The organism is Puniceicoccus vermicola, from assembly GCF_014230055.1.
Lineage (GTDB): Bacteria > Verrucomicrobiota > Verrucomicrobiia > Opitutales > Puniceicoccaceae > Puniceicoccus > Puniceicoccus vermicola.
In genome coordinates this window covers 1-20,738 of the sequence record NZ_JACHVA010000126.1, presented here as the reverse complement: position 1 = coordinate 20,738, position 20,738 = coordinate 1, and the positions used below count along the sequence as shown (strand labels likewise).

The 20,738-nt window shown below is 55.7% G+C and carries 28 protein-coding genes and 1 pseudogene; all 29 read right to left on the bottom strand.

Going from position 1 to position 20,738, the window contains the following annotated elements:
- Positions 1–20: 20 nt before the first annotated feature.
- Positions 21–773: a type I methionyl aminopeptidase gene (gene map / locus H5P30_RS16045; protein WP_185693926.1), complete on the bottom strand. Its 753-nt coding sequence runs from the start codon at positions 771–773 to the stop codon at positions 21–23.
- Between the two features lie 13 nt (positions 774–786).
- Positions 787–2,298 carry a preprotein translocase subunit SecY gene (gene secY / locus H5P30_RS16040; RefSeq protein ID WP_185693925.1) on the bottom strand — a complete coding sequence of 504 codons (1,512 nt, stop codon included), beginning with the start codon at positions 2,296–2,298 and terminating at the stop codon, positions 787–789.
- A 47-nt stretch (positions 2,299–2,345) separates the two neighbouring features.
- Positions 2,346–2,792 (bottom strand): 50S ribosomal protein L15, encoded by a 447-nt coding sequence (gene rplO / locus H5P30_RS16035; RefSeq protein WP_185693924.1) that lies wholly within the window; start codon positions 2,790–2,792, stop codon positions 2,346–2,348.
- 21 nt (positions 2,793–2,813) lie between these two features.
- Entirely contained in the window at positions 2,814–3,329 is a 516-nt protein-coding gene (gene rpsE, locus H5P30_RS16030; protein WP_185693923.1) for a 30S ribosomal protein S5, read from the bottom strand.
- Positions 3,330–3,332: 3 nt separating this feature from the next.
- Positions 3,333–3,689, bottom strand: a complete 357-nt coding sequence (rplR, locus tag H5P30_RS16025; RefSeq protein WP_185693922.1) for a 50S ribosomal protein L18 — start codon at positions 3,687–3,689, stop codon at positions 3,333–3,335.
- A gap of 23 nt (positions 3,690–3,712) precedes the next feature.
- Positions 3,713–4,249, bottom strand: coding sequence for a 50S ribosomal protein L6 (gene rplF / locus H5P30_RS16020; protein WP_185693921.1), 537 nt, complete (start codon positions 4,247–4,249; stop codon positions 3,713–3,715).
- A gap of 24 nt (positions 4,250–4,273) precedes the next feature.
- Entirely contained in the window at positions 4,274–4,672 is a 399-nt protein-coding gene (rpsH, locus tag H5P30_RS16015; RefSeq protein ID WP_185693920.1) for a 30S ribosomal protein S8, read from the bottom strand.
- A 22-nt stretch (positions 4,673–4,694) separates the two neighbouring features.
- The gene (gene rpsN, locus H5P30_RS16010) at positions 4,695–5,000 is read right to left on the bottom strand and encodes a 30S ribosomal protein S14 (RefSeq protein ID WP_185693919.1); all 306 of its coding nucleotides are present in this window, start codon (positions 4,998–5,000) and stop codon (positions 4,695–4,697) included.
- Positions 5,001–5,021: 21 nt separating this feature from the next.
- Positions 5,022–5,594 (bottom strand): 50S ribosomal protein L5, encoded by a 573-nt coding sequence (gene rplE, locus H5P30_RS16005; protein WP_185693918.1) that lies wholly within the window; start codon positions 5,592–5,594, stop codon positions 5,022–5,024.
- A gap of 158 nt (positions 5,595–5,752) precedes the next feature.
- Positions 5,753–5,965 (bottom strand): annotated as a pseudogene (rplX, locus tag H5P30_RS16000) (50S ribosomal protein L24); the annotation flags it as partial.
- A gap of 1 nt (position 5,966) precedes the next feature.
- Positions 5,967–6,329 (bottom strand): 50S ribosomal protein L14, encoded by a 363-nt coding sequence (rplN, locus tag H5P30_RS15995; RefSeq protein WP_185693916.1) that lies wholly within the window; start codon positions 6,327–6,329, stop codon positions 5,967–5,969.
- Positions 6,330–6,355: 26 nt separating this feature from the next.
- A complete protein-coding gene (gene rpsQ, locus H5P30_RS15990; protein WP_185693915.1) occupies positions 6,356–6,619 on the bottom strand; it encodes a 30S ribosomal protein S17 in 264 nt (87 codons plus the stop codon).
- 19 nt (positions 6,620–6,638) lie between these two features.
- Complete coding sequence (gene rpmC, locus H5P30_RS15985; RefSeq protein ID WP_185693914.1) at positions 6,639–6,848, bottom strand: 50S ribosomal protein L29; 210 nt, start codon at positions 6,846–6,848, stop codon at positions 6,639–6,641.
- Between the two features lie 20 nt (positions 6,849–6,868).
- A complete protein-coding gene (gene rplP / locus H5P30_RS15980; protein ID WP_185693913.1) occupies positions 6,869–7,288 on the bottom strand; it encodes a 50S ribosomal protein L16 in 420 nt (139 codons plus the stop codon).
- A 21-nt stretch (positions 7,289–7,309) separates the two neighbouring features.
- The gene (rpsC, locus tag H5P30_RS15975; protein ID WP_185693912.1) at positions 7,310–7,945 is read right to left on the bottom strand and encodes a 30S ribosomal protein S3; all 636 of its coding nucleotides are present in this window, start codon (positions 7,943–7,945) and stop codon (positions 7,310–7,312) included.
- Between the two features lie 17 nt (positions 7,946–7,962).
- Entirely contained in the window at positions 7,963–8,298 is a 336-nt protein-coding gene (rplV, locus tag H5P30_RS15970; RefSeq protein ID WP_185693911.1) for a 50S ribosomal protein L22, read from the bottom strand.
- Between the two features lie 4 nt (positions 8,299–8,302).
- Positions 8,303–8,674: a hypothetical protein gene (locus tag H5P30_RS15965; RefSeq protein WP_185693910.1), complete on the bottom strand. Its 372-nt coding sequence runs from the start codon at positions 8,672–8,674 to the stop codon at positions 8,303–8,305.
- A gap of 9 nt (positions 8,675–8,683) precedes the next feature.
- Positions 8,684–8,953, bottom strand: coding sequence for a 30S ribosomal protein S19 (gene rpsS, locus H5P30_RS15960; RefSeq protein ID WP_185693909.1), 270 nt, complete (start codon positions 8,951–8,953; stop codon positions 8,684–8,686).
- 23 nt (positions 8,954–8,976) lie between these two features.
- Positions 8,977–9,822, bottom strand: coding sequence for a 50S ribosomal protein L2 (gene rplB, locus H5P30_RS15955; protein ID WP_185693908.1), 846 nt, complete (start codon positions 9,820–9,822; stop codon positions 8,977–8,979).
- A gap of 27 nt (positions 9,823–9,849) precedes the next feature.
- Positions 9,850–10,140 (bottom strand): 50S ribosomal protein L23, encoded by a 291-nt coding sequence (gene rplW, locus H5P30_RS15950; RefSeq protein ID WP_185693907.1) that lies wholly within the window; start codon positions 10,138–10,140, stop codon positions 9,850–9,852.
- The gene (gene rplD / locus H5P30_RS15945; protein ID WP_185693906.1) at positions 10,137–10,772 is read right to left on the bottom strand and encodes a 50S ribosomal protein L4; all 636 of its coding nucleotides are present in this window, start codon (positions 10,770–10,772) and stop codon (positions 10,137–10,139) included. Before rplD ends, rplW begins: the two co-directional genes overlap by 4 nt.
- A gap of 26 nt (positions 10,773–10,798) precedes the next feature.
- Positions 10,799–11,449, bottom strand: a complete 651-nt coding sequence (rplC, locus tag H5P30_RS15940; protein ID WP_185693905.1) for a 50S ribosomal protein L3 — start codon at positions 11,447–11,449, stop codon at positions 10,799–10,801.
- A 131-nt stretch (positions 11,450–11,580) separates the two neighbouring features.
- Positions 11,581–11,889 (bottom strand): 30S ribosomal protein S10, encoded by a 309-nt coding sequence (rpsJ, locus tag H5P30_RS15935; RefSeq protein WP_185693904.1) that lies wholly within the window; start codon positions 11,887–11,889, stop codon positions 11,581–11,583.
- Between the two features lie 12 nt (positions 11,890–11,901).
- Positions 11,902–14,052 (bottom strand): elongation factor G, encoded by a 2,151-nt coding sequence (fusA, locus tag H5P30_RS15930; protein ID WP_185693903.1) that lies wholly within the window; start codon positions 14,050–14,052, stop codon positions 11,902–11,904.
- A gap of 54 nt (positions 14,053–14,106) precedes the next feature.
- Entirely contained in the window at positions 14,107–14,580 is a 474-nt protein-coding gene (gene rpsG / locus H5P30_RS15925; protein ID WP_185693902.1) for a 30S ribosomal protein S7, read from the bottom strand.
- A gap of 25 nt (positions 14,581–14,605) precedes the next feature.
- The gene (gene rpsL, locus H5P30_RS15920; protein WP_185693901.1) at positions 14,606–14,983 is read right to left on the bottom strand and encodes a 30S ribosomal protein S12; all 378 of its coding nucleotides are present in this window, start codon (positions 14,981–14,983) and stop codon (positions 14,606–14,608) included.
- Between the two features lie 416 nt (positions 14,984–15,399).
- On the bottom strand, positions 15,400–18,594 hold the full coding sequence (locus H5P30_RS15915) for a hypothetical protein (RefSeq protein ID WP_185693900.1): 3,195 nt from the start codon (positions 18,592–18,594) through the stop codon (positions 15,400–15,402).
- Between the two features lie 34 nt (positions 18,595–18,628).
- Positions 18,629–19,552 carry a hypothetical protein gene (locus H5P30_RS15910; RefSeq protein WP_185693899.1) on the bottom strand — a complete coding sequence of 308 codons (924 nt, stop codon included), beginning with the start codon at positions 19,550–19,552 and terminating at the stop codon, positions 18,629–18,631.
- Positions 19,553–19,928: 376 nt separating this feature from the next.
- On the bottom strand, positions 19,929–20,738 hold an 810-nt coding region (locus H5P30_RS15905; RefSeq protein ID WP_185690930.1), incomplete at its 5' end, for an IS256 family transposase.

Genomic DNA, 20,738 nt, shown 5'->3' with positions numbered 1-20,738 from the left:
GACCAAGAAGAATCGCCGCGTTAGGCGACCGTCAAAATCTCCGGACCTTCCGGAGTGACGAGGACGGTGTGCTCAAAATGGGCGGAACGCTTACGATCCTTGGTCACCGCCGTCCATCCATCACCGAGCATCTCCACTTTGTGAGTGCCTGCGTTGACCATCGGCTCAATCGCCAAAGCCATTCCTGGAACGAGCTTGGGACCCGAGCGGCGACGCCCGAAATTGGGGATCTGCGGCTCTTCGTGCATACTCTCACCGACGCCATGGCCGACAAAATCGCGAACCACGCTGAAGCCGTTCTTTTCGACGTAGGTCTGAACCGCGTGGGAAATTTCTCCGACCCGATTCCCGACTATCGCCTCGGCAATGCCTCGCTCCAAAGCGGTGCGGGTGACCGCCAAGAGTTTCTCGTCTTCCGGTTTGCCCTTCCCGATCAGAACCGTGCGGGCGTTATCGCCGATCATGCCGCGATACCGAACACAGACGTCGACTGCAATGATATCCCCTTCACTGATCTGCCTATCCAACCGCCCAATGCCATGGACGATCTCATCATTGACCGAGAGACAGGTGTGGGAAGGAAAGACGAGATCGCGCACCCTATACTGGTAGCAGGCGCTCTCCGCACCATACTCCGCAAGTCGTTTTTTTCCGAACTGGTCGAGGTCGTAGGTATTCATCCCCGCCTCGACGAATTCACACATCTCTTCGAGAACTCGGGCCGCGATTTGGCAAGCCTCCCGGAGGACTGGGATTTCTTTTTCGGAAAGCACCGCGCGAAGTGTGTTAGCGGATCAACCAGGCGACAAAGCCCAGGATGAAAAGAAGGGACGATAGAATCAAAAGTGGACGCCAGACCCGCCAGAAATCGCGAATCTCGAGGGATTCCATCATTTGACGATTACGTGCCTGCTGGCTGCGACCGCGGATACGGCCCTTCTTGAGGAAACCGTCGTAGTGACGCTGCAGGAGGAAAGTCTCCACTTGACGCATGGTGTCGAGAACGACCCCTACGGTAATCAGCATTCCGGTGCCACCGAAGAAAACGGCGACATTACCGGGAACCCGATAGACAAACAGGAGAAGGTCCGGGAAGACGGCGATAATGGTCAGGAACAAAGCTCCAGCCAAAGTCAGGCGCGTCATCACGAAGTCAAGGAAGCGGGCCGTAGGCTCGCCGGGACGAACACCGGGAATAAACCCACCATTTTTCTTCAGGTCATCGGCAATCTGAATCGGCTTGAACATCAGCGAAACCCAGAAATAGCTGAAGACGAGAATCAACATCCCGTAAGTCAGGTAGTAGAACCAAGTACCACGGGCGAGGAAACTTGCCATATCCCCGAAGAAAGTCATTCCGGTGGCACCTTCCAACGTCTGCAAAATCTGTGCAGGGAAAAGAAGGATCGCACTGGCGAAAATAACCGGCATCACTCCGGAATAGTTAACCTTGAGGGGCAGGAAGGAATTCTGTCCTCCATAGACCTTACGGCCCACAACGCGCTTTGCGTATTGGACCGGAATCTTTCGTTGTGCCTGAGTCACGGCCACGATCCCCGCGGTCACCGCGAGAAGAAGGACGATCATCAAAATGGCGTGCGGCAGACCCAGGTTAGCCGTCTCACTCCCCGGAGGAGCGTTGAACATACGGAAAGCCGTAATCACGGCCCCCGGAAGGTCGGCAATAATCCCGACCGTAATCAAAAGGGAAATCCCATTCCCGATTCCGCGCTGGGTAATCTGCTCACCGAGCCACATCAAGATCACCGTTCCGCAGGTCAAAATGACCGTTGCGGAGATCAGGAACCATAAGTGGCCCGAAATGACGATACTCCCATAAATCGCCGGATTGAAGTTCTGCCCGATCAATGTAGCCGGGTTTTTCTCCAACGCGGTAATCAGCAGTACAGCCTGGACCACACAAATAACGATGGTCAGGTAGCGCGTATACTGACTGATCTTCTGGCGACCGACCTCCCCTTCCTGCTGAAGGCGGGCCAAGGCCGGGAAAACCGCCCCCATCAACTGCATGATGATGGAGGCACTAATGTAAGGCATCACTCCCAACGCGAAGATCGCGCCATTGAGAAGCGCGCCCCCGGTGAACATGTTGTAGAACCCAATCAAGCCTCCACCCGCAGACGCTTGGTCTGCGAAGAAGGCTTTGATCGGCCCAGGGTCAATACCCGGCAGAGGGATATTGGCCCCGACACGGGCGATGAAAAGCAGCGCGAGAGTGAAGAAAATCCTCTGGCGCAGTTCCGGGATCTTTAAACAATTAGTAAAGGCTGACAACATGTTCCAGGGGACCTTCCAATCCGCTCAGCGAGCGGAGGTTTTCAATATCAATCGGTCAGAGCTTCACCACCGGCGGCCTCAATCTTGGACTTGGCCGAAGCGGAGAAAGCCGCAGCGCTCACCTTGAGAGCGGACTTGATCTCGCCATTGCCAAGAACCTTGAGCGGAAGAGAGTTGTCGCGAACGAGACCGGCCTTCACCAGAACCTCACGATTTACTTCCTTCACGTCGTCGGCCAAGCGCTCGAGGTCGCCAAGGTTGACGATCGCATAACCCTTGTGGAACTTGAAATTGCTGAATCCACGGTGCGGGAGGCGGCGATACATCGGCATCTGCCCACCTTCGAAGCCGGGCTGAATGCTGTAACCGGAGCGGGATTTGCTTCCCTTGTGTCCACGTCCGCAAGTTTTTCCATGACCGTTGCCCTCACCCTTACCCAGGCGGCGCTTCGGACGGTTGGAACCGTTGCTGTTAATCAATTCGTGCAGTCGCATTATATGTAGTCTCCGTTAGAATCAGACTCCTGCCGGTGCTTCGTGCAGTTCCTTACGGCTTTCAGCCGTGCGGAGTCGAAGCAGACCTTCCATGGTCGCGTTGACCATGGCGAGCTGATTGTTGGATCCGAGTGATTTAGAAAGAACATTCTTGATGCCAGAGGCTTCGAGAACGGCGCGGACCCCACCACCGGCGATAATACCGGTACCCTCACTGGCCGGGCGGAGGAGGACTTGGCCTCCATCGGCTTCACCCATGACCGGATGAGGAATGGTGTCACCCTTGAGTTGGATCGGTTGCATGTGCTTATGTGCCTGCTCAGTGCCCTTGCGAATCGCTTCGGGAACTTCCTTGGCCTTACCATAACCAAATCCGACCTTGCCCTTACGGTCGCCAACGACGACGAGAGCGGCAAAGCTGAAACGGCGACCACCCTTTACGACTTTCGCGCAACGGTTAATGTGGACGACCTTTTCGACAAATTCTGATTCTTCCGGCTCAGGTGCCGGGGAGCGGTTGTTGGATGGATTTCTCATGCCTTAAAATTTGAGTCCGTTTTCGCGGGCCGCGTTGGCGAAAGCCTTCACGCAGCCATGGTAGAGACGCCCGGCACGGTCGAAGACGACCGTTTCGATGCCCTTCTCTTTGGCGAGGTCTGCGACCTTACCACCGAGAGCCGTAGCCCCTTCAACATTGGGCTTGGTGCCTTCCCCATTTTTGTCGAGGGAAGAGGCGTAAACGAGTGTGTTGCCAGCGACGTCGTCGATGCACTGGGCATAGACATGCTTGTTGGTAAAGCAGACGGTCAGGCGCGGGCGCTCGGCGGTGCCACGAATCTTTTTGCGGATTCTCCAGCGGCGGTTCTGAGCGAGCTTCTTTTTCTTTGCAAGTTTCATAACTAGTTTCCTCGGACGTTGCCTTAGGCAGTCTTCTTCCCTTCCTTACGGCGGACAAACTCACCTTCGATCCGGACACCCTTGCCCTTGTAAGGCTCGGCCGGATAAAAGCTCTTTATCCGAGCGGCGCAGGCGCCCACGGCTTGTTTGTCAGCCCCTTCTACGGTGACCTTGGTGTTATCGGCGACGGTAACTGTCACGCCTTCCGGGATCGTAAAGTCGATCGGGTGGGAATACCCCAAGGCGAGGTTCAGGTTAGTGCCACTGACCGAAGCGCGGAAACCCACACCTTCGATGAACAGCTTCTTGCTGAAACCATTGACCACACCTTCAACCATATTCGAGATAATCGAACGGGCAGTGCCATACATGGCACGGGCGCGGCGGTTTTCCCCATTCGGAGAAACACGGATTTCGCCGTCGGCAAACTCGATCGAGACCGATGAATCAAAGGTCTGCGAAAGGGAGCCCTTCGGGCCCTCGATCTTGACCGTATTGTCGGTGATCTCGGCTTTAACTTTTTCCGGGATAGCTACCGGAAGTTTTCCAATTCTACTCATTGCTGTGTCCTCTTATTCGGCGGATTACCAGACTTCGCAGACAACCTCGCCTCCGACCTTCTGTCGGCGGGCTTCGGAATCCTTAAGAACACCCTTAGGGGTGGAAATGATGGAGAATCCCAATCCTCCGAGAACCTTCGGCATTTCAGTTGAAGAAGTGTAACGACGGCATCCGGGGCGGCTCAACCGTTGCAGGTCGGTAATCGCCGGAGTGTTGTTAACGTACTTCAAATCAATCCGAATCGCGGGAACGTTCTTACGAGCTTCAACCTTCTCGCACTTTGCGAGGTAGCCTTCCTTGACGAGAATCTCACCAATGGCGAGGCGCATCTTGGAAAAGGGGGTTTCGATCGTTTCGCGACCAGCGCTGCTTCCGTTGCGGATAGCGGTCAGGAAATCTCCAATTGTATCGTGAATAGCCATGTTGTTTCGATCCTTCTAGGGTTTACCAGGACGACTTGGTCACGCCAGGGATTTTCCCTTCATTGGCGAGTTCCCGGAAGGTGATCCGGGAGAGACCGAACTTGCGCAGGTAAGCGCGTGGACGACCGGTGACCGAGCAGCGGTTGCGAACGCGGGCCGGTGAGGAGTTACGCGGCAGCTTTGAGAGCTGCTTCTGCGCCTTGAAAAATTCTTCGTCGGAAAGATCCGGGTCGAGGAGCTTCTTTTTCAGTTCGATCCGCTTCTTCTGGTATTTCTCGACGAGACGGATGCGTTTCAAATTTCTTTGGATAGCTGACTTCTTTGCCATGGTACTGGTAATTCGCTGGAGTTAGGCTGCTTGTGCGTCGGATTCAGCCGATTGGTTCTTACGGAACGGCATTCCGAGGCGGCTCAATAAATTGTGACCATCGGCGTCGTTGTCGGCCGAAGTCACGAAGGTGATGTCCATCCCCATGTTGCGGCGGCTGCCGTCGGTGGAGATTTCCGGGAAGATCGTGTGATCGGACACCCCGAGAGTATAGTTGCCGGAACCGTCCAGCTTGTTGGGAACTCCGCGGAAATCGCGAATGTTCGGAAGAGCGATATTCAGGCAGCGGTAAACAAATTCCCACATGCGTGCACCGCGGAGAGTGACCTTCGCCCCGATCGGCATGCCTTCCCGAAGCTTAAAGTTCGAGATGCTCTTGCGAGCACGGGTGATGACGGCCTTCTGACCGGCGATCGAGCTGACGTCGCGAGCAGCCTCTTCGACTGCGGCCTTATCCAGGCTTGCGCTCACGCCAGTGTTAATGACCACCTTGGTCAGGCGTGGGGCCTGAAGTGTGTTCTTGTAACCCTTCTCCTTCATCAAATCGGGGAGAATGGTTTCCTGATAGACAGACTGTAATTTTGGTTTGCTCATGGTTTTTCCGGATTTCCGACCCGGTGTTAAAGCTTGCTTGGAAAAAAGCGGGCGAGAATGCCCGCAGATTCGCCTAAAGCAAGAAAATTCCTAAAATTCCGTTTTCTCAACTGGTCCGAAACGGATCAGTTTTTGGAACGTGCCTCCCATTTTTCCTGGAGCATCACGTTGGAGATGTGCAGAGCGGCTTCGCGCTCCACGATTCCCCCTTCGGAGTCCTGCGTACGTTTTTCGTGACGCTTACGCATGTTCACACCCTCTACGAGTACACGATCCTTGGCCGGAATGACCTGAAGAATCTTGCCGCGGGCACCCTTGTGCTCGCCCGCGATGATTACGACGTCGTCGCCCTTTTTAATACTTTTTGCCATATTAGAGTACCTCCGGAGCCAATGAGATGATCTTCATGAACTTGGCGCGCAATTCGCGTGCAACCGGTCCGAAGATACGGGTTCCCCGTGGGTTTCCGTCTTTGTTAATGATGACAACCGCGTTTCCGTCGAAACGAAGATAGCTACCGTCGGCACGACGAATCGGGGCCTTGGTGCGCACGACAACCGCACGGACCACTTCGCCCTTTTTCACCGTAGCGTCGGTGGAACTTTCCTTGACGTTGCAGATGATAATATCACCGACAGACGCGGTCTTTTTGCTCTGGCCAATGCGGCGGATCATTTGCGCGACTTTCGCCCCGCTGTTGTCCGCAACATCAACTCTGGATTGCATTTGAATCATGGATGAATCCTCCGTTTCAAAATTGGTTAAATCGTCGGTGCCGTCTCAACGACACGTACGACACGCCAGCGCTTCAGTTTGCTGAGGGGACGGGTTTCCATCACCTCAACTTTGTCGCCGACCTTACATTCGTTCTTATCGTCGTGCACATGGAGCACGGTTTTCCGCTTAATTTCCTTCTTATAGAGAGGATGCGGGATCTTGTAGAAATAGGTGACCTTGATCGTCTTGTCCCCGGAACGGGAACTGACGATGCCAATCAAATCCTTACGGCTGTTGCGTTCGCTCATTGTGAAATCCTCTGTCTACTTAGGCGGCCGAGGTGGACTCAGCGGCCTTCTTTTCGTTCAAGATGGTCTGCAGACGGGCGAGATCACGACGGATCTCCCGCAGCAGGTGCGGTTTTTCGACCTGACCGGTCTGCTTGCGGAGACGCAGGTTAACCAGTTCGGTGCGGGAGTCGCGGATCTTCTTTTCGATCTCGGCGACGGATAATTCTCGGGCTTCTTTGCTTTTCATGACTGTGGGACCTCCTTGGATCAATCCAGTACTTCGCGGCTCACAAAGCGGCAGCGGAATGGGAGTTTGCCGTCGGCCTTACGGAAGGCTTCGCGAGCGGCAGAGATGCTGCAACCGGAGACCTCGAAGAGGATCGTGCCCGGCTTAATAACGGCAGCCCAGTATTCAACACTACCCTTCCCTTTACCCTGACGGGTTTCGGCGGGCTTCTTGGTTACCGGCAGGTGAGGAAATACGCGAATCCAGACCTTCCCTTTTCTCTTCAGGTGGCGGTTAATGGCCACACGAGCAGCTTCGATCTGACGGGCGGTCATCCGGCCCCGGTCAAGGGTTTGGATTCCGAATTCACCGAAAGCGAGGTAATCCCCACCCTTGGCTTTCCCGCGGACGCGGCCCTTCTGGACCTTCCGGTATTTGGTTCTTGATGGTAAAAGAGGCATTTTTGAGTCTCCCTAAGTTGGTTAGAACTGCATGTCTTCCGCCTTGAGGCAGAGCCAGCACTTGATGCCGATCTTACCGTAGACGGTTTGGGCTTCTGCGAACCCGTAATCAATGTTTTCGCGAAGGGTGTGAAGAGGCACACGACCGTTGCGCTGTTGCTCGGTGCGGGCGATGTCCGAACCGCCGAGACGTCCGCTGACCTGGATACGAATGCCTTCGGCACCCATTGCCATCGTGGTCTGGACGGCGCGCTTCATGGCGCGGCGGAAAGAAATGCGACGCTCGAGCTGGAGGGCGACGTTCTCGGCAACGAGACGGGCCACGAGGTCGGGCTTCTTGATTTCCTGCACTTCGAGGATGATGTCCTTGCCGATCTTCTTGTTGAGGTCGGCCTTCATGCGCTCGAGGTCCTGCCCGCGGCGACCGATCACCATCCCTGGACGGGCAGTGTAGATGGTCACACGAATGCGGTTGGATGCGCGCTCAATGAAAACGTGGGGCACCGAAGCGGTGCGCAGACGTTTTTCCAAAAAGGTGCGGATATCGATGTCCTCCTTCAGCTGCGGGGCGAACTCTTTCTTCCGAGCATACCAACGCGCACGCCAGTTGCGGCGGACGGAGAGACGGAAACCGATTGGATTTACTTTTTGACCCATGATTTAGTGAAGGTGGTTCAAGCTTCGTCGCTGAGGACGATGCGGATGTGACTGGTTCTCTTGGCGTAAGGGTGTGCGGATCCGCGCGATGCCGGGCGGAAACGCTTGAGGGCGGGCCCCTCTTCAATCACGGCGCGGGCAACGGTGAGGTTGTCGGCAACCAGATTGTTGTTGTTTTCCGCATTGGCGATAGCCGACTCCAGCGTTTTGCGCAGGAGACGCGCCGATTTGCGCGGGATGAATTTAAGGAGGTCAAGCGCCTCTGCGGCGTTGCGACCCTGGATTTCGCGAGCGACTTCCCGAACCTTCTTCGGGGACATTCTCGCGTATTTCGTGTAAGCTTGGATTTGCATGGCTCTAGCTGGAAACGGAAAAGGTTTTGATGGTAACGAGATTGCCGGCATTGATACCAGCATCATCGGGACGGTTGAGGATAAGGCCTACCGCGTGGTTCAGGCGTACGTCGACGAGGAGGATCTCCCCTGTCCGCACGTTACCTTCGGAAACAATGCAGGCCATTCCGGTGCGAAACCCTTCCAACCATCCGGAGGAGAGGACCACGAGGTCCGCTTCACTCCCCACGACGACACGAGCGATCTGCGCCCGGTTTGACGGCTCCAAAGAGTCGACAAATCCAGGGCGGGACGGCTTGTCCGCCGGCACTGCCACAGCCACTGCCGCAAAAAGCGGAAGTGCCACGAGAGCGCGAATGGAAGAAAGAAGGTGCATCGAAAAGGATTAGCGTTGGGTGCGAGGATTGTGTGCTTTAAACGCCCGGGTCAGTGCGAACTCACCCAGCTTGTGACCGACCATGTTTTCCGTGACATACACGGGAACAAAGGAACGGCCGTTGTGGACGTTGAGATTCAGACCGACGAAGTCGGGAGTGATCGTCGAGCGACGTGACCAAGTCTGGATGGGCTTACGGGAACTTGCCCGTTGAGCCTCCTCGATCTTTTTCATCAGGCTCGGGTCGACGAAGAAACCTTTTTTAATGGAACGTGCCATGGTGCGATAAAGTAATTAACGGGTTAGCGCTTCATCTTCCGGCCGTTACGGCGGACAAGAATCATCGAGTTGGACGGCTTGGACTTGCGGCGGGTCGGATAACCCTTCGACAATTGACCCCAAGGAGAGACCGGGTGACCACCACCGGAGGTGCGGCCTTCACCACCACCCATTGGGTGGTCGACCGGGTTCATAGCCACACCGCGGACGCGGGGGCGACGACCCTTCCAACGGTTACGACCGGCTTTCCCGATCGACTGGTTGGAGTGGCCCAGATTGCCGACTTGGCCAATCGTGGCCCGGCAGCGGGAATGCACGAGGCGGATTTCTCCGCTGGGCATCTTCAAGGTCGCGCGGTCTCCGTCGATGGAGATCAGCTGAGCACCGGCTCCGGCACCACGAGCGATCTGAGCCCCTTTACCGGGTTCGAGTTCAATGCAATGAACGCGAGTGGCAGGAGGGATCTCCGACAGCGGGTAGGAATGACCGGGGTGAAATTCGCCGTCCGACTTCATCGAGGAAACGATGGTGTCGCCGACATTCACCTTGTTCGGGCAAAGGATGTAGCGCTTTTCGCCGTCTGCGTAGAAAAGCAGCGCGAGGTGTGCGGAACGATTGGGATCGTACTCGATCTCCCGAACGGTTGCGGGGATGTCGAGCTTATCACGACGGAAATCGATCTGACGGTAAAGGCGCTTGTGTCCCCCACCCCGACGACGCGAAGTGATACGACCGTAAACGTTACGACCCTTCGGGTTGTGGTTCGAGTTGGTCAGGCGACGCTCCGGGCGCTTCCGGGAAAGCTCCTGGTGGTTACGCACGTAGTGGCGTTGACCTGGCGTAGTTGGATTAAATTCAATATTCGGCATTTTCTTATCTCCTGATTAGGCGGCCGTTCAGATCATTTCGATCGAGCTACCCTCTTTCAGGGTAACGATCGCCTTCTTCATTCCGGAGACGCGACCCGCGCGGTTGCGGCGCATCCGGTCCGGACGAACCCGGGGTTTCACGTTGAGGACATTCACCTTGGCCACATCGACCTTGAAGACTTGCTCGACAGCTTGCTTGACCTGAGTCCGCGTAGCGTCGGGGAATACTTCAAAGGTGTATTGGTTCAGGTTGGCGGTCAGGTTCGTGGCCTTTTCCGTTACCCGGCTTTCTTTCAAAACTTTCGATGGTTCGATCATGACTCTCCTCCGTTGACGCGGGCGAGAAGAGTGTCGATGGCTCGCTCGCTGAAAATAATGGTGTCGAAACGGACGATGTCGTAAGCGTTCACGTTGCTGGTTTCAGCAAAGTGGAGGCGGGCGATGTTACGTCCGGAAAGGGCGACGTTGGTGGAAATCTCGTCGTCCACGATCAGAACCCGGCGGTTCGGCTGGATCTTGGATACGAGGGCGTCGAAGGGCTTGGTCTTCACTTCGGCGGCTTCCCACTTCTCGATCACGTTGATCGAACCGGATTGACCCTGCTCGAAGAGAGCGCGGGCAAGTGCCAAACGGCGCATCTTGCGGTTGACCTTCTGCGAGTAGCTGCGTGGCTTCGGGCCGAAGGCAACACCACCTCCACGGAGGAGAGGCGTACGCTTGGGACCGCGGCGGGCCATGCCTGTACCCTTCTGGCGGAACATCTTTTTACCGGAACCAGACACTTCACCACGAGTTTTGGTCGAGGCATTGCCTTGGCGCAGGTTGGCCTGCACGGCGATAATCGCTTGGCGAAGAGCCATCCGGCCCTTCGAGCCTTCGAAAACGGGGAAGCCAGCGAACTCGCGCTCGTCACCCCCGGTTCCGTCTGCGGAATAGTATTTCAAATTCATCGTTTTACTCCTTCAACTACTGGGTCTTAGGCGGCAGCCTTCTTGGTGCGCTGCTTTTTCGCAGGGCGAACCGTGATGAGGCTACCGTTCGGGCCGGGAAGACTTCCCTTGACCAGGATCAGGTTGCGCTCGGTGTCGACCTTGACGATTTTCAGGTTTTGAACCGTACGACGACGGCTCCCCATGTGACCCGGCATTTTCTTGCCCTTGATCACGTGACCGGGATCCTGACAGAAACCGTAAGAACCCCCGCGACGGTGGGTCATCGAACCGTGAGAGGCGGGACCTCCGCTAAATCCGTGGCGTTTAACAACCCCTTGGAAGCCCTGCCCTTTGCTGACGCCAATGACGTCAACCTTTTCGCAACCTTCGAATTTCTCGACGGTGAGGGTTTGGCCCAGGTCGTAAGTTTCATCGCCGTTCAGGCGGAACTCCTGGAGGACGCGAACTGCGTCCACGCCAGCCTTCTTGAGGTGGCCGAGTTGTGGATTGGATAGACGGCTTTCCTTTTGGGGGCCGTATCCGATCTGCACAGCGTTATAGCCGTCATTTTCGACGGTCTTTACTTGGGTTACTGGACAAGGTCCAGCTTCCAAAACAGTTACCGGCAACAACTGGTTGTTTTCATCAAACACCTGTGTCATGCCGATCTTTTTTCCGATCAGTAAGAAGCTCATATGCAAGAGGCAGGGGGGTTGTTGGAAAGATTCCTCCATTGAACCCTAAGGGCCCTGCGTTAGCGTTTATTGTTTACTGGTTTTTGCTTATCTCAAAACGAGAGAGTTGGCGGGCGAAATGGGTTGTGAGATCAGACGTTGATCGTGATCTCTACCCCGGCGGGAAGATTTAGTTTCTTGAGGTCGTCCACGGTATTCGCGGTCGGCTCAATGATGTCGAGCAGACGGCAGTGCGAACGGAGTTCGAACTGGTCCATGGCCTTCTTGTCCACGTGCGGCGAACGGTTCACGGTGAACTTCTCAATCCGCGTAGGAAGCGGAATGGGTCCGGACACCCGTGCGCCGGAGCGCTTGGCCGTGTCGACAATGTCGTTGGTGGACTGGTCGACGATTCGGTAATCGAAGCCCTTCAGTTTAATGCGTATGCGTGGCTTTGTCATCGTAGGCAAAAATTAGTTATCCCCACCGCGGAAGGTTTGGGGAGTGGTTTCGACAATTTTGGAGAGGACACTATTGGGAACCTGCTCAAAATGAGAGGGCTCCATGGTGTAGGTCGCGCGGCCTTTGCTCAAAGAGCGAACATCGGTCGCGTAACCAAACATGGTTTCGAGTGGAACGAAAGAATGAACCGAGGTGAGCTGATTGCGGGTGGTCATGCTCTGGATCTGGCCACGGCGACGGTTCAAGTCACCCACCACATCCCCTTGGAACTCTTCGGGACACTCAACGTCGACCTTCATGATTGGCTCAAGAAGAACCGGGCTGGCGGTGCGCATCGCTTCCTTGAAAGCGAAGATCCCGGCCATTTTGAAGGCCATTTCCGAAGAATCGACGTCGTGGAAAGAACCGTCCACGAGATGAACCTTGAAGTCAATCACAGGATATCCCGCAGTGACCCCATTATTTGAGGCTTCTTTAATCCCGTCGAAAGTCGGCTTGATAAATTCTTTGGGAATGGTGCCGCCCACAATCTCGTTGATGAGCTCAATCCCCTTCCCTTTTTCATTCGGCTCGATGCGGATGACGCAGTGGCCATACTGACCACGTCCACCCGACTGGCGGATGAATTTGCCCTCGGCTTCGGAGGTCCCGATGATGGTTTCGCGGTAAGCGATTTGCGGACGCCCGGCATCGGCCTCAACCTTGAACTCGCGGAAAAGGCGGTCACGGATGATTTCGAGGTGCAGCTCGCCCATTCCGGCGATCAATGTCTGCCCGGTTTCGGAATCGGAGGAAACGACGAAGGTCGGATCCTCTTCAGCGAGGCGCTGGAGCCCGAGAGACATTTTTTCCGAATCGGCGCGGGAGTGCGGCTCGATCGACATGGAAATCACAGGCTCAGGGAACGACGGAGGCTCCAGACGGATGTCGAGAGCCTTGTCAGTAAGGGTGTCGCCAGTGACGACGTCTTTTGCCCCGATGATCGCACAGATGTCTCCAGAGAAGGCAACGTCGATGTCTTCACGGGTATCCGCTTTCATAATCATGAGGCGACTGATGCGTTCGGTCTTCCGGGTGCGCGGGTTGTAAACCGACATCCCTTTACGGAGCTGGCCACAATAGACGCGGAAAAAGACAAGCTTCCCGACAAACGGGTCGGTCATCAGCTTAAATGCGAGGCCAGCCACTTTACTGTGATCGTCGGCGTGAACGGTCACTTCCTCCCCCTTTTCGCTCTCACCGCGAATTGCGGGAACGTCAACAGGAGAAGGCAGGTAGTCGATGATGGCGTCGAGGAGACGCTGCACACCTTTGTTCTTGAATGCAGAACCGGGAATGACTCCGACAAATTCGCGGGAAAGGGTCGCTTTGCGGACAGCCCGGCGAAGCAGATCTTCGGAGAGATCCTCCCCTTCCAAGTAGCGATTGGCGAGTTCGTCGTCGAAATCAGCGAGCGCTTCGATGAGCTTTTCGCGATACTCGGCTGCTTCCTCGCGATAATCAGCAGGAATGTCGATGAGATCGAAACGGACACCGAGAGGGTCGGTTTCGTCATACATCAGGGCCTGGTTGGCCACGAGGTCAATCAGACCCTTAAAGTTTTCCTCGGCACCGATCGGCAAATAAAGCGGATGCGCATTGGCACGAAGGCGGTCGCGCATGCTCTCAATGGCAGCGTGAAAATCGGCCCCGGTGCGATCCATCTTATTGATGAAAGCGATCCGCGGGACGCTGTATTTATCCATCTGCCGCCAGACCGTTTCGGACTGAGGCTGCACACCGGCGACGGCGCAAAACACCCCGACGGCCCCATCGAGGACTCGCAAAGAACGTTCGACCTCGGCGGTGAAATCGACGTGCCCCGGAGTATCGATAATGTTGATCCGGTGCTTTTCTCCGGTGAAAGGGCCCCATTCGGCAGTCCATTCACAGGAAATCGCGGCCGAGGTAATCGTAATCCCCCGCTCGCGCTCTTGTTCCATCCAATCCGTTACCGCAGTACCCTCATGCACCTCGCCGATCTTATGAACGACGCCAGTGTAGTAGAGCATGCGCTCGGTCGTGGTGGTCTTCCCCGCATCGATGTGCGCAGCAATGCCGATATTCCGAGTCCGCTCCAAGGGGCACAGGCGCTCCTTGGCGTTGACATCGAGAATTTCCATTGCGGCGGACATGACGGGGACTCCAATAAAAGGAACAAGGTTCGAAAAGAACTCTTACCAGCGAAGGTGAGCAAACGCGCGGTTCGCCTGAGCCATGCGGTGGGTTTCTTCCTTTTTACGGACCACCGTTCCAGTGCCGTTGTAGGCATCAATGATTTCGTTAGCGAGGGCTTCCCCCATCGAAATTCCCTTACGAGCACGGGCAGAAGCTACCATCCAGCGAAGGGCGAGGCCCTGCTGACGTTCGTAGCTAAGCTCGACCGGCACCTGATAGGTAGCACCCCCGACGCGGCGGCTCTTGACCTCCAGCTTCGGGCGGGCGTTTTCGAGAGCACCGAGAAGGAGATCCACTGGATCACCCTTTTCCAGCTTTTCGCTGGCACGCTCAAAAGCGGAGTAAACGATGCGCTGAGCAAGAGACTTCTTGCCGCAGCTCATGACCATGTTGATCAGTTGGCTGACCAGCTGGCTTTGATAACGGGGATCGGGAATGAACTCCCGTTTTTCGGCTTGGCGACGACGCGACATGATTCGGAAATAGGTTCGAAGTTGATTAGGATTCCTTCGGACGCTTCACTCCATACTTGGAGCGGCTCCGACGACGCTTTTCGACTCCCCGGCAGTCCAAAGTTCCGCGAACGATGTGGTAACGGACACCTGGAAGGTCCTTTACACGACCACCACGCACGAGCACGATGCTGTGCTCCTGGAGGTTGTGGCCTTCGTCAGGGATGTAGGCAATGACTTCAATCCCGGTGGTGAGACGCACCTTGGCAACCTTACGGATGGCAGAGTTCGGCTTTTTCGGGGTACGGGTCATGACCTGAACGCAGACTCCACGACGGAAGGGATTATTCTTCAGCGCAGGAGACTTCGTCTTCGCCTTCACCAATTGGCGAGGCTTGCGGACTAGCTGGTTGATCGTTGGCATGAAATTCTCAAATGGTTCGGATTTAGCGAAAACGGAGGAGAATACCCCTGAGAGTCCCCCACGCAAGAAATATTTCCCTAATTTTTTGGAAAAAATTCTGTCACCGAATTCGGGGTGAAAATGCGCGCGAGAATCTCGCCGAGAAGTCGACAAACCCACAAGCCCCCGAAGCGGTCTTTCCCTCCAACCCTGCGGGAAGTATCGGCAAGAGCCGTTTCTACGGAAAGGCGGCCAAATCTCGAATTTCTCAACCAAGCTCCATCGAAATGGCCCTCGCCATTCCGCTCCACAATTCCGTCATGCACAAATCCCTCCAACACCGCGGAGAGGAACGGCGAGAGCCGTTTCTGAGTATCCGGACAAGCCCCATCCATCGCTCCGGGATCGAAAACGATAGAAACTTTGCGGACTCTATCTCAGTTCCCCGACTCCCAATCCACTTTTGAATAGACAGCGACCGGCAGAGATTCCTGATAGAATACAAGCACAGCGTCGGGAGCGACCAAAAGCGTGTCTGAAAATTCCGGCATTTGGATGGGCAATTCCCGCGCCGGCTCACGTCGGTCCCAAGGAACCATGCCCAGAAAATAGCGCTGATCCTCTCGACCGCCACCTCCATAAAGCAACCAAATCGCCTCAGAGTCCGCTCCCGCCGCGATGACCGATTCTTCGTCCATGGGTGAAAGCCCTTCGATAGCCGATCCGTAACTCCACCGATTGAATCGATCCGGGGGAATCTGGGGCCCCCGCATTTGATAAATGGCCCAGAACGCTGCAGCAGGATCAAAGTTTGTCCTCAACTCTCCCTGCTTGGCCATTTGCCAAATATCCTGACGATCCTCCGAACTTTTGATTTGCAGCTCATAGGTGGGAGCACGAGTCCCTTCCTTCGGAAAAGCGATAAACTTCAATCCGTTTGCCCCCGGCGCATCCGCCTCCTCAATCCCAAGGCGTTCCGACCAAATGATCGAGAGGGACTCGGACTCGGGATCGATCCGCTGAATGGAGTCCCCACCCACCACATACAGCTCCCCGCCAGACAGTTTCATCTGCTGAAGGAACCCCGGCTCGAACTTCCACAGATGCCAATCCTCCTTCTCGAGCGGTGTCCAGAGCAGACTCCTTTGACTGTAGATGAAAAGATTGCCGCCCAGGACCGCGAGGTTGACCCCGAAATGGACCTCGTCGCGCGGGGAAGGTGGATACCAAAGCGTGGAAGAATCGCCATCGAGGTCGAAATGCTCCACCACCAGTCGGCCCGGGTACGCCCACGCAATCCACATGCGTCCTCCTCCATACACAATACGGTGCTCCACAGTCGGGTGTCGAAGTTCGTCGGCGCGCGCACGGAAGAGCCAACGCGACGGCTCCCGCCCCTCTCCAATGATCTTCGTTTCGGGCCCGGGGCTCAAACTGAACCCAAAATCGGCCGAATGGGTGATATTCTGCCTTGGATTTTCCGATTCCTCACGGATGGGTTCACGAACCTCTAAACGCGGACGCCAAGAAGCGAACCCGCTGGAGGGCAGTCCCTGACTCGGAGGGGGAGGCTGAACAGACGCCAAGCCTTCCAACATTCTTTCCAACGCAAATCGTTCGCCCCCTTCCGCAGAGTCCAGAAGGTCGCGCACCCGCGCCTCCAATTGCTTTCGCTCCCGGAGAGGGACCATCTCCGGACGATTGAACAAGTTGTAAACCATGTAGTGAACGTCATCGCCGGAATCGAGGACCTCCTCGTTCGCCGCCAGCCAAGCCGACTCCAAGGCTTCTCGAGCCCCCGCGTAGGATTCACTGGACACCGAAACTCGCCAGGAGCTCTCAATCACCTCAGAGATCGGCGCCAAAAGCTCCGGATTCTCTTGGTCGAGCAAATTTTCCATCTCATCCCGAATGACCGCTGCCAGATCGCGAGCGGCAGACTCCCAGGCGTTTGGGTCGTTTTTGCTAAAAGGAGAACCTTGGACCGAAGTTGCAGCCCAGACAGCAGCCAACGCAGGAATCATTTCGACCAATCCCCCTTCTCCACTCGCTTCGTCCGACCAGAGTTCCATATCCCCGGGGAGATCGAATCCTCCCGGCCAACGCCCAATCCAGGATAAGTCGAAGCCCCGCGCCCCGACCGATGCCTCAAAAACCGCCGCCTGTCCTTCTTCCGGCATCCGTTCGAGCCGTTTCGAGGCCTCGATCAACGTCTCAATCGCATCCTCCCGCGTCTCCTCCCACAACCCTCCGGATGTCAGTCCAGCCATCACCGAGGTGAAATACTCATGCCCGACAGGACTGCCGCTGATCCAATCCACTTCCACCAATTGTTTGAAATAACGCGGATCCAGGTCTTCAACGATGAGAAGTTTGCGGTAAACCTGACGCGCATTCCGACGCAGTTCGGCGAGAGACCGGCGGACCTCAGCAATATCGGTTTCCAACGCGGCTCCGGAAGTCAAAGGACGATTCAATCCAATCAACATGTCGCAGGCCAGCCCATGAACTCTCGGACCGAATTCGAGAGGATCGTCCGTTGCGTTCCTGAGCAGTGCGAAGGCCATGCAAAGATCGAGAAGTCCGCTTTGAAATGTGTCTGCATCATTAACCCCCGAGTGAATCACCGTTTGCCATGACCCTCTCTTGAAGTAGGCGGCAGCCAAGTATGCCTCGAATGTGGCATAGGTTCGAGGCGCTAGAGCGATCCCGTTCTCAAACGAACGAATCGCCTGATCGTAATCGCCCCACTCCATCGCCCATTTCCCCCGATCAAGCTGCTCAGAGACCTCACCCCGGTCGTTGATCGATTCTTCGATCTCCCCTTCTGAAACATTCAATCCAGCGGATATCTCGACTGCGATCTTGTTAAATACCCTCCCCGCTTCATCGATCTCGAATTTTTTCTCGAGGACGGGCGAATCGGTCCCCGCTTGTCGCAGAACAATCTCGACCACCATCGGATCGGTTTGATCGAAAATCCTTCCTTCCAGAATCCATCCCGCCCGATCAAAGTTTTCTCCCGAGTCTTTTAGCAACTTCTCGAAAACCGCATCCCTCAGCCTCCATCTCTCCAGAACCGCAATCTCCGGCCGAAAATACAACTCGCGCCCCAGTTTCGCGCTCACAAGCAACTCATTTGCGGAATCCCCTCGGGCCGACTGTAGTTGCATCATGACGAGAGGCACGCCTTCCACCCGATCCAGACGGCAATGCTTCGCGATCCACTCAGCGGTGAGCTCGGACCATTCGGGAGAAACCTTCTCCGGGATCTCGGTAGCTCCCAGAACTCCCCCGGTATGGGTCGAAATCAACCGCAAAAGAGGCGGAGCCTTCGCTACTGGCCGCCTCAAGAGAACCAGAACATCCGCTCCGGCAAACTGAGATCTGTCGATCCCAGACGAAAAAGACCAATCGCGCATCTCGAGCTCCTCACGAATTCGGTCCATTTCATCGCGCTCGACAAACGCAAGCCCTGACCTCCCCGACAAATCCGCGAGAAGCATATCAGCGACATTCCTCTCTTTTTCAGAAGAAATGATAGCCAGAACGACATCCTCCGACTCTTTCCCGTTTCCCAGGACCGCCCCACACAGAAGAAATAACGCGAGTCCTGAAAAATAGATTCTCATCGGACCTATTCTCTCACGAAAGTAAAACATTCAACTACCGCGAAAGATCGATCAGTTTTTCGGCAAGCTCTGGAGCCACCTTGCCTCCGGCCCTTTGCAGAGCACTCTTTCCAGCAATAAACTCGGCCGTATCGACCGCTGCCGCGTTCTCGGCATCACTGAACACGATGTTGCCCGAAGCTTCCTCGACCGCTTTCACCTCGACTCGGGCCCGACAGGAAACCAAGTCCCGGATCCTCAATCCGGCCTCGCTGAATGCCTCTCCGGTGACCAGGACCTCAGCCTCCTCTTCGGAACCTCCATCCAACACCGTAAATCCTATCTCGCGCAGCACCCGAATCACCTCCGTCTGTGCCGCCGGATCGGGAACACGGGTACCGATATGCACCTCCGGGATGATTACGCGAAGAGTCGGCAATTCAACTCCCTCCGCCATCTCGATCAGAGCATTGAGGCTGCCACTATCTTCACCCGAACCCGCCAACAATTCGTGGCGATGATCACGGATCTCCGCAGCAACTTGGACCGCAAGAGACTCTACCGCATCACCAATCTCCTCCTCGTCAGAAAAAGTCACTTTCGCGGGAAACAACCGCATGGTTTCGGTTCCCATGACTTTCGAAATAACCACCCAATCGTCCCCAGCCTTCAGCAGCTTTCCGGAAACCAAAACCTGGGCTCCGGTTAATTGACCCACTTTCCCCGCATACTCTGGACCGACAACTCCTGAGGACCCTCTCGCCAACTCGTCCAACGCCGAATCCAATTGGCCCCTCTCGACAAGGAGAATTCCGTCCTGCATTCCCAACGCAAACTCGAATAGCGTCCCGAAATCCTCGGCAAGATCTCGAGCCGACTCACTCGAGCCGAAATCCAAGACCGCCACCGAGACATCTGCTCGCGCGACCGGAGCCAGTAACAATAAAACAAAGAACGAGAGAAAGGGGCGAGTTTTCACATCGCCATCTTGCTCCAGAATCAAGATCACTCAATCCAGAAAATCCTTCCAAGCCAAAGAAAGTGATCAACCCGGGAGAGGCTTCGACCAGAACGCTTACCCAACCCAGCGGAGAGGAACGGCGAGAGCCGTTTCTACGGAAAGGCGGCCAAATCTCGAATTTCTCAACCAAGCCCCATCGAAATGGCTTTCGCCATTCCGCTCCACACTTCCGTCATGCACAAATCCCTCCAGCACCGCGGAGAGGATCGGCGAGAGCCGGTTAGTGTCCAAAATCTTTCGCAAAAAGGTCTGAGTGCCTCAAGGCGTTGGTGATTGGTTTATGATGTTTCGTTGATGTTGATGTCAATAGCCCCCCATGGGGGGCTGGCGATTTTCAGGCAGTTTGTTGAAGTTCGATTTCCTCAAGCTTGGTCATATCCATATATTTTCGGGTATCGGACCACGATTTGGTGGCGATGTATCTAAGTCTGGCACAGGCGAGCATGAGAGCGCTTTTCCCATCCGGGAAGCTTCCGACCACTCGGGTTCTGCGACGTATCTCCTTCATGATCCTTTCGAGCATATTGTTGGTGCGGATGCTGCGGTGGTGCTCTCTGGGGAAACGGTAGTAGGTGAGCGATTCGTCGATTCCCTGAAGCAGGATGCTGGCTGCAGGACCGAGCTTCAAGTCTTCGAGCTTGGCGGCCACGGAGATTGCTTTTTCGCGGGCACTTTGGGCATCTTCCTGGGCATGGATTGCCTTGAGCATAGGGATCACCTCCTCGCGCTTTTGTTTGGGCACTTTGTGTAGGATGTTTTTATGGAAGTGGAAGACACATCGTTGCCATTTGGCTTGCGGATAAAACTCCGGTAAGGCCTCGATCAACCCGGCTGCCTTATCGGAGATCGCCAGATCGATCCGGCGCAGTCCCCGCCCGTATAGGTTGCGAAGCAGGTTCCTCCAGCTCTCCTTGTCTTCGCTCATGCCCTCGCTCACTCCGAGCACCTCGCGGAATCCCATCTCGTTCACTCCGATGGCCACGAGGATACTGACGTTCTCGACCTCGCCTCCCCAAGCCCGCTTGAGCCAAAGGCCGTCCAGGTAGGTATACACGTAGCGATTCCTGAGCGGCCTCTGCCGCCACTCCTCAATACGCTCGTAAATCTTCTGGTTGAGGTTACTGACCGTCGAGGGACTTACCCG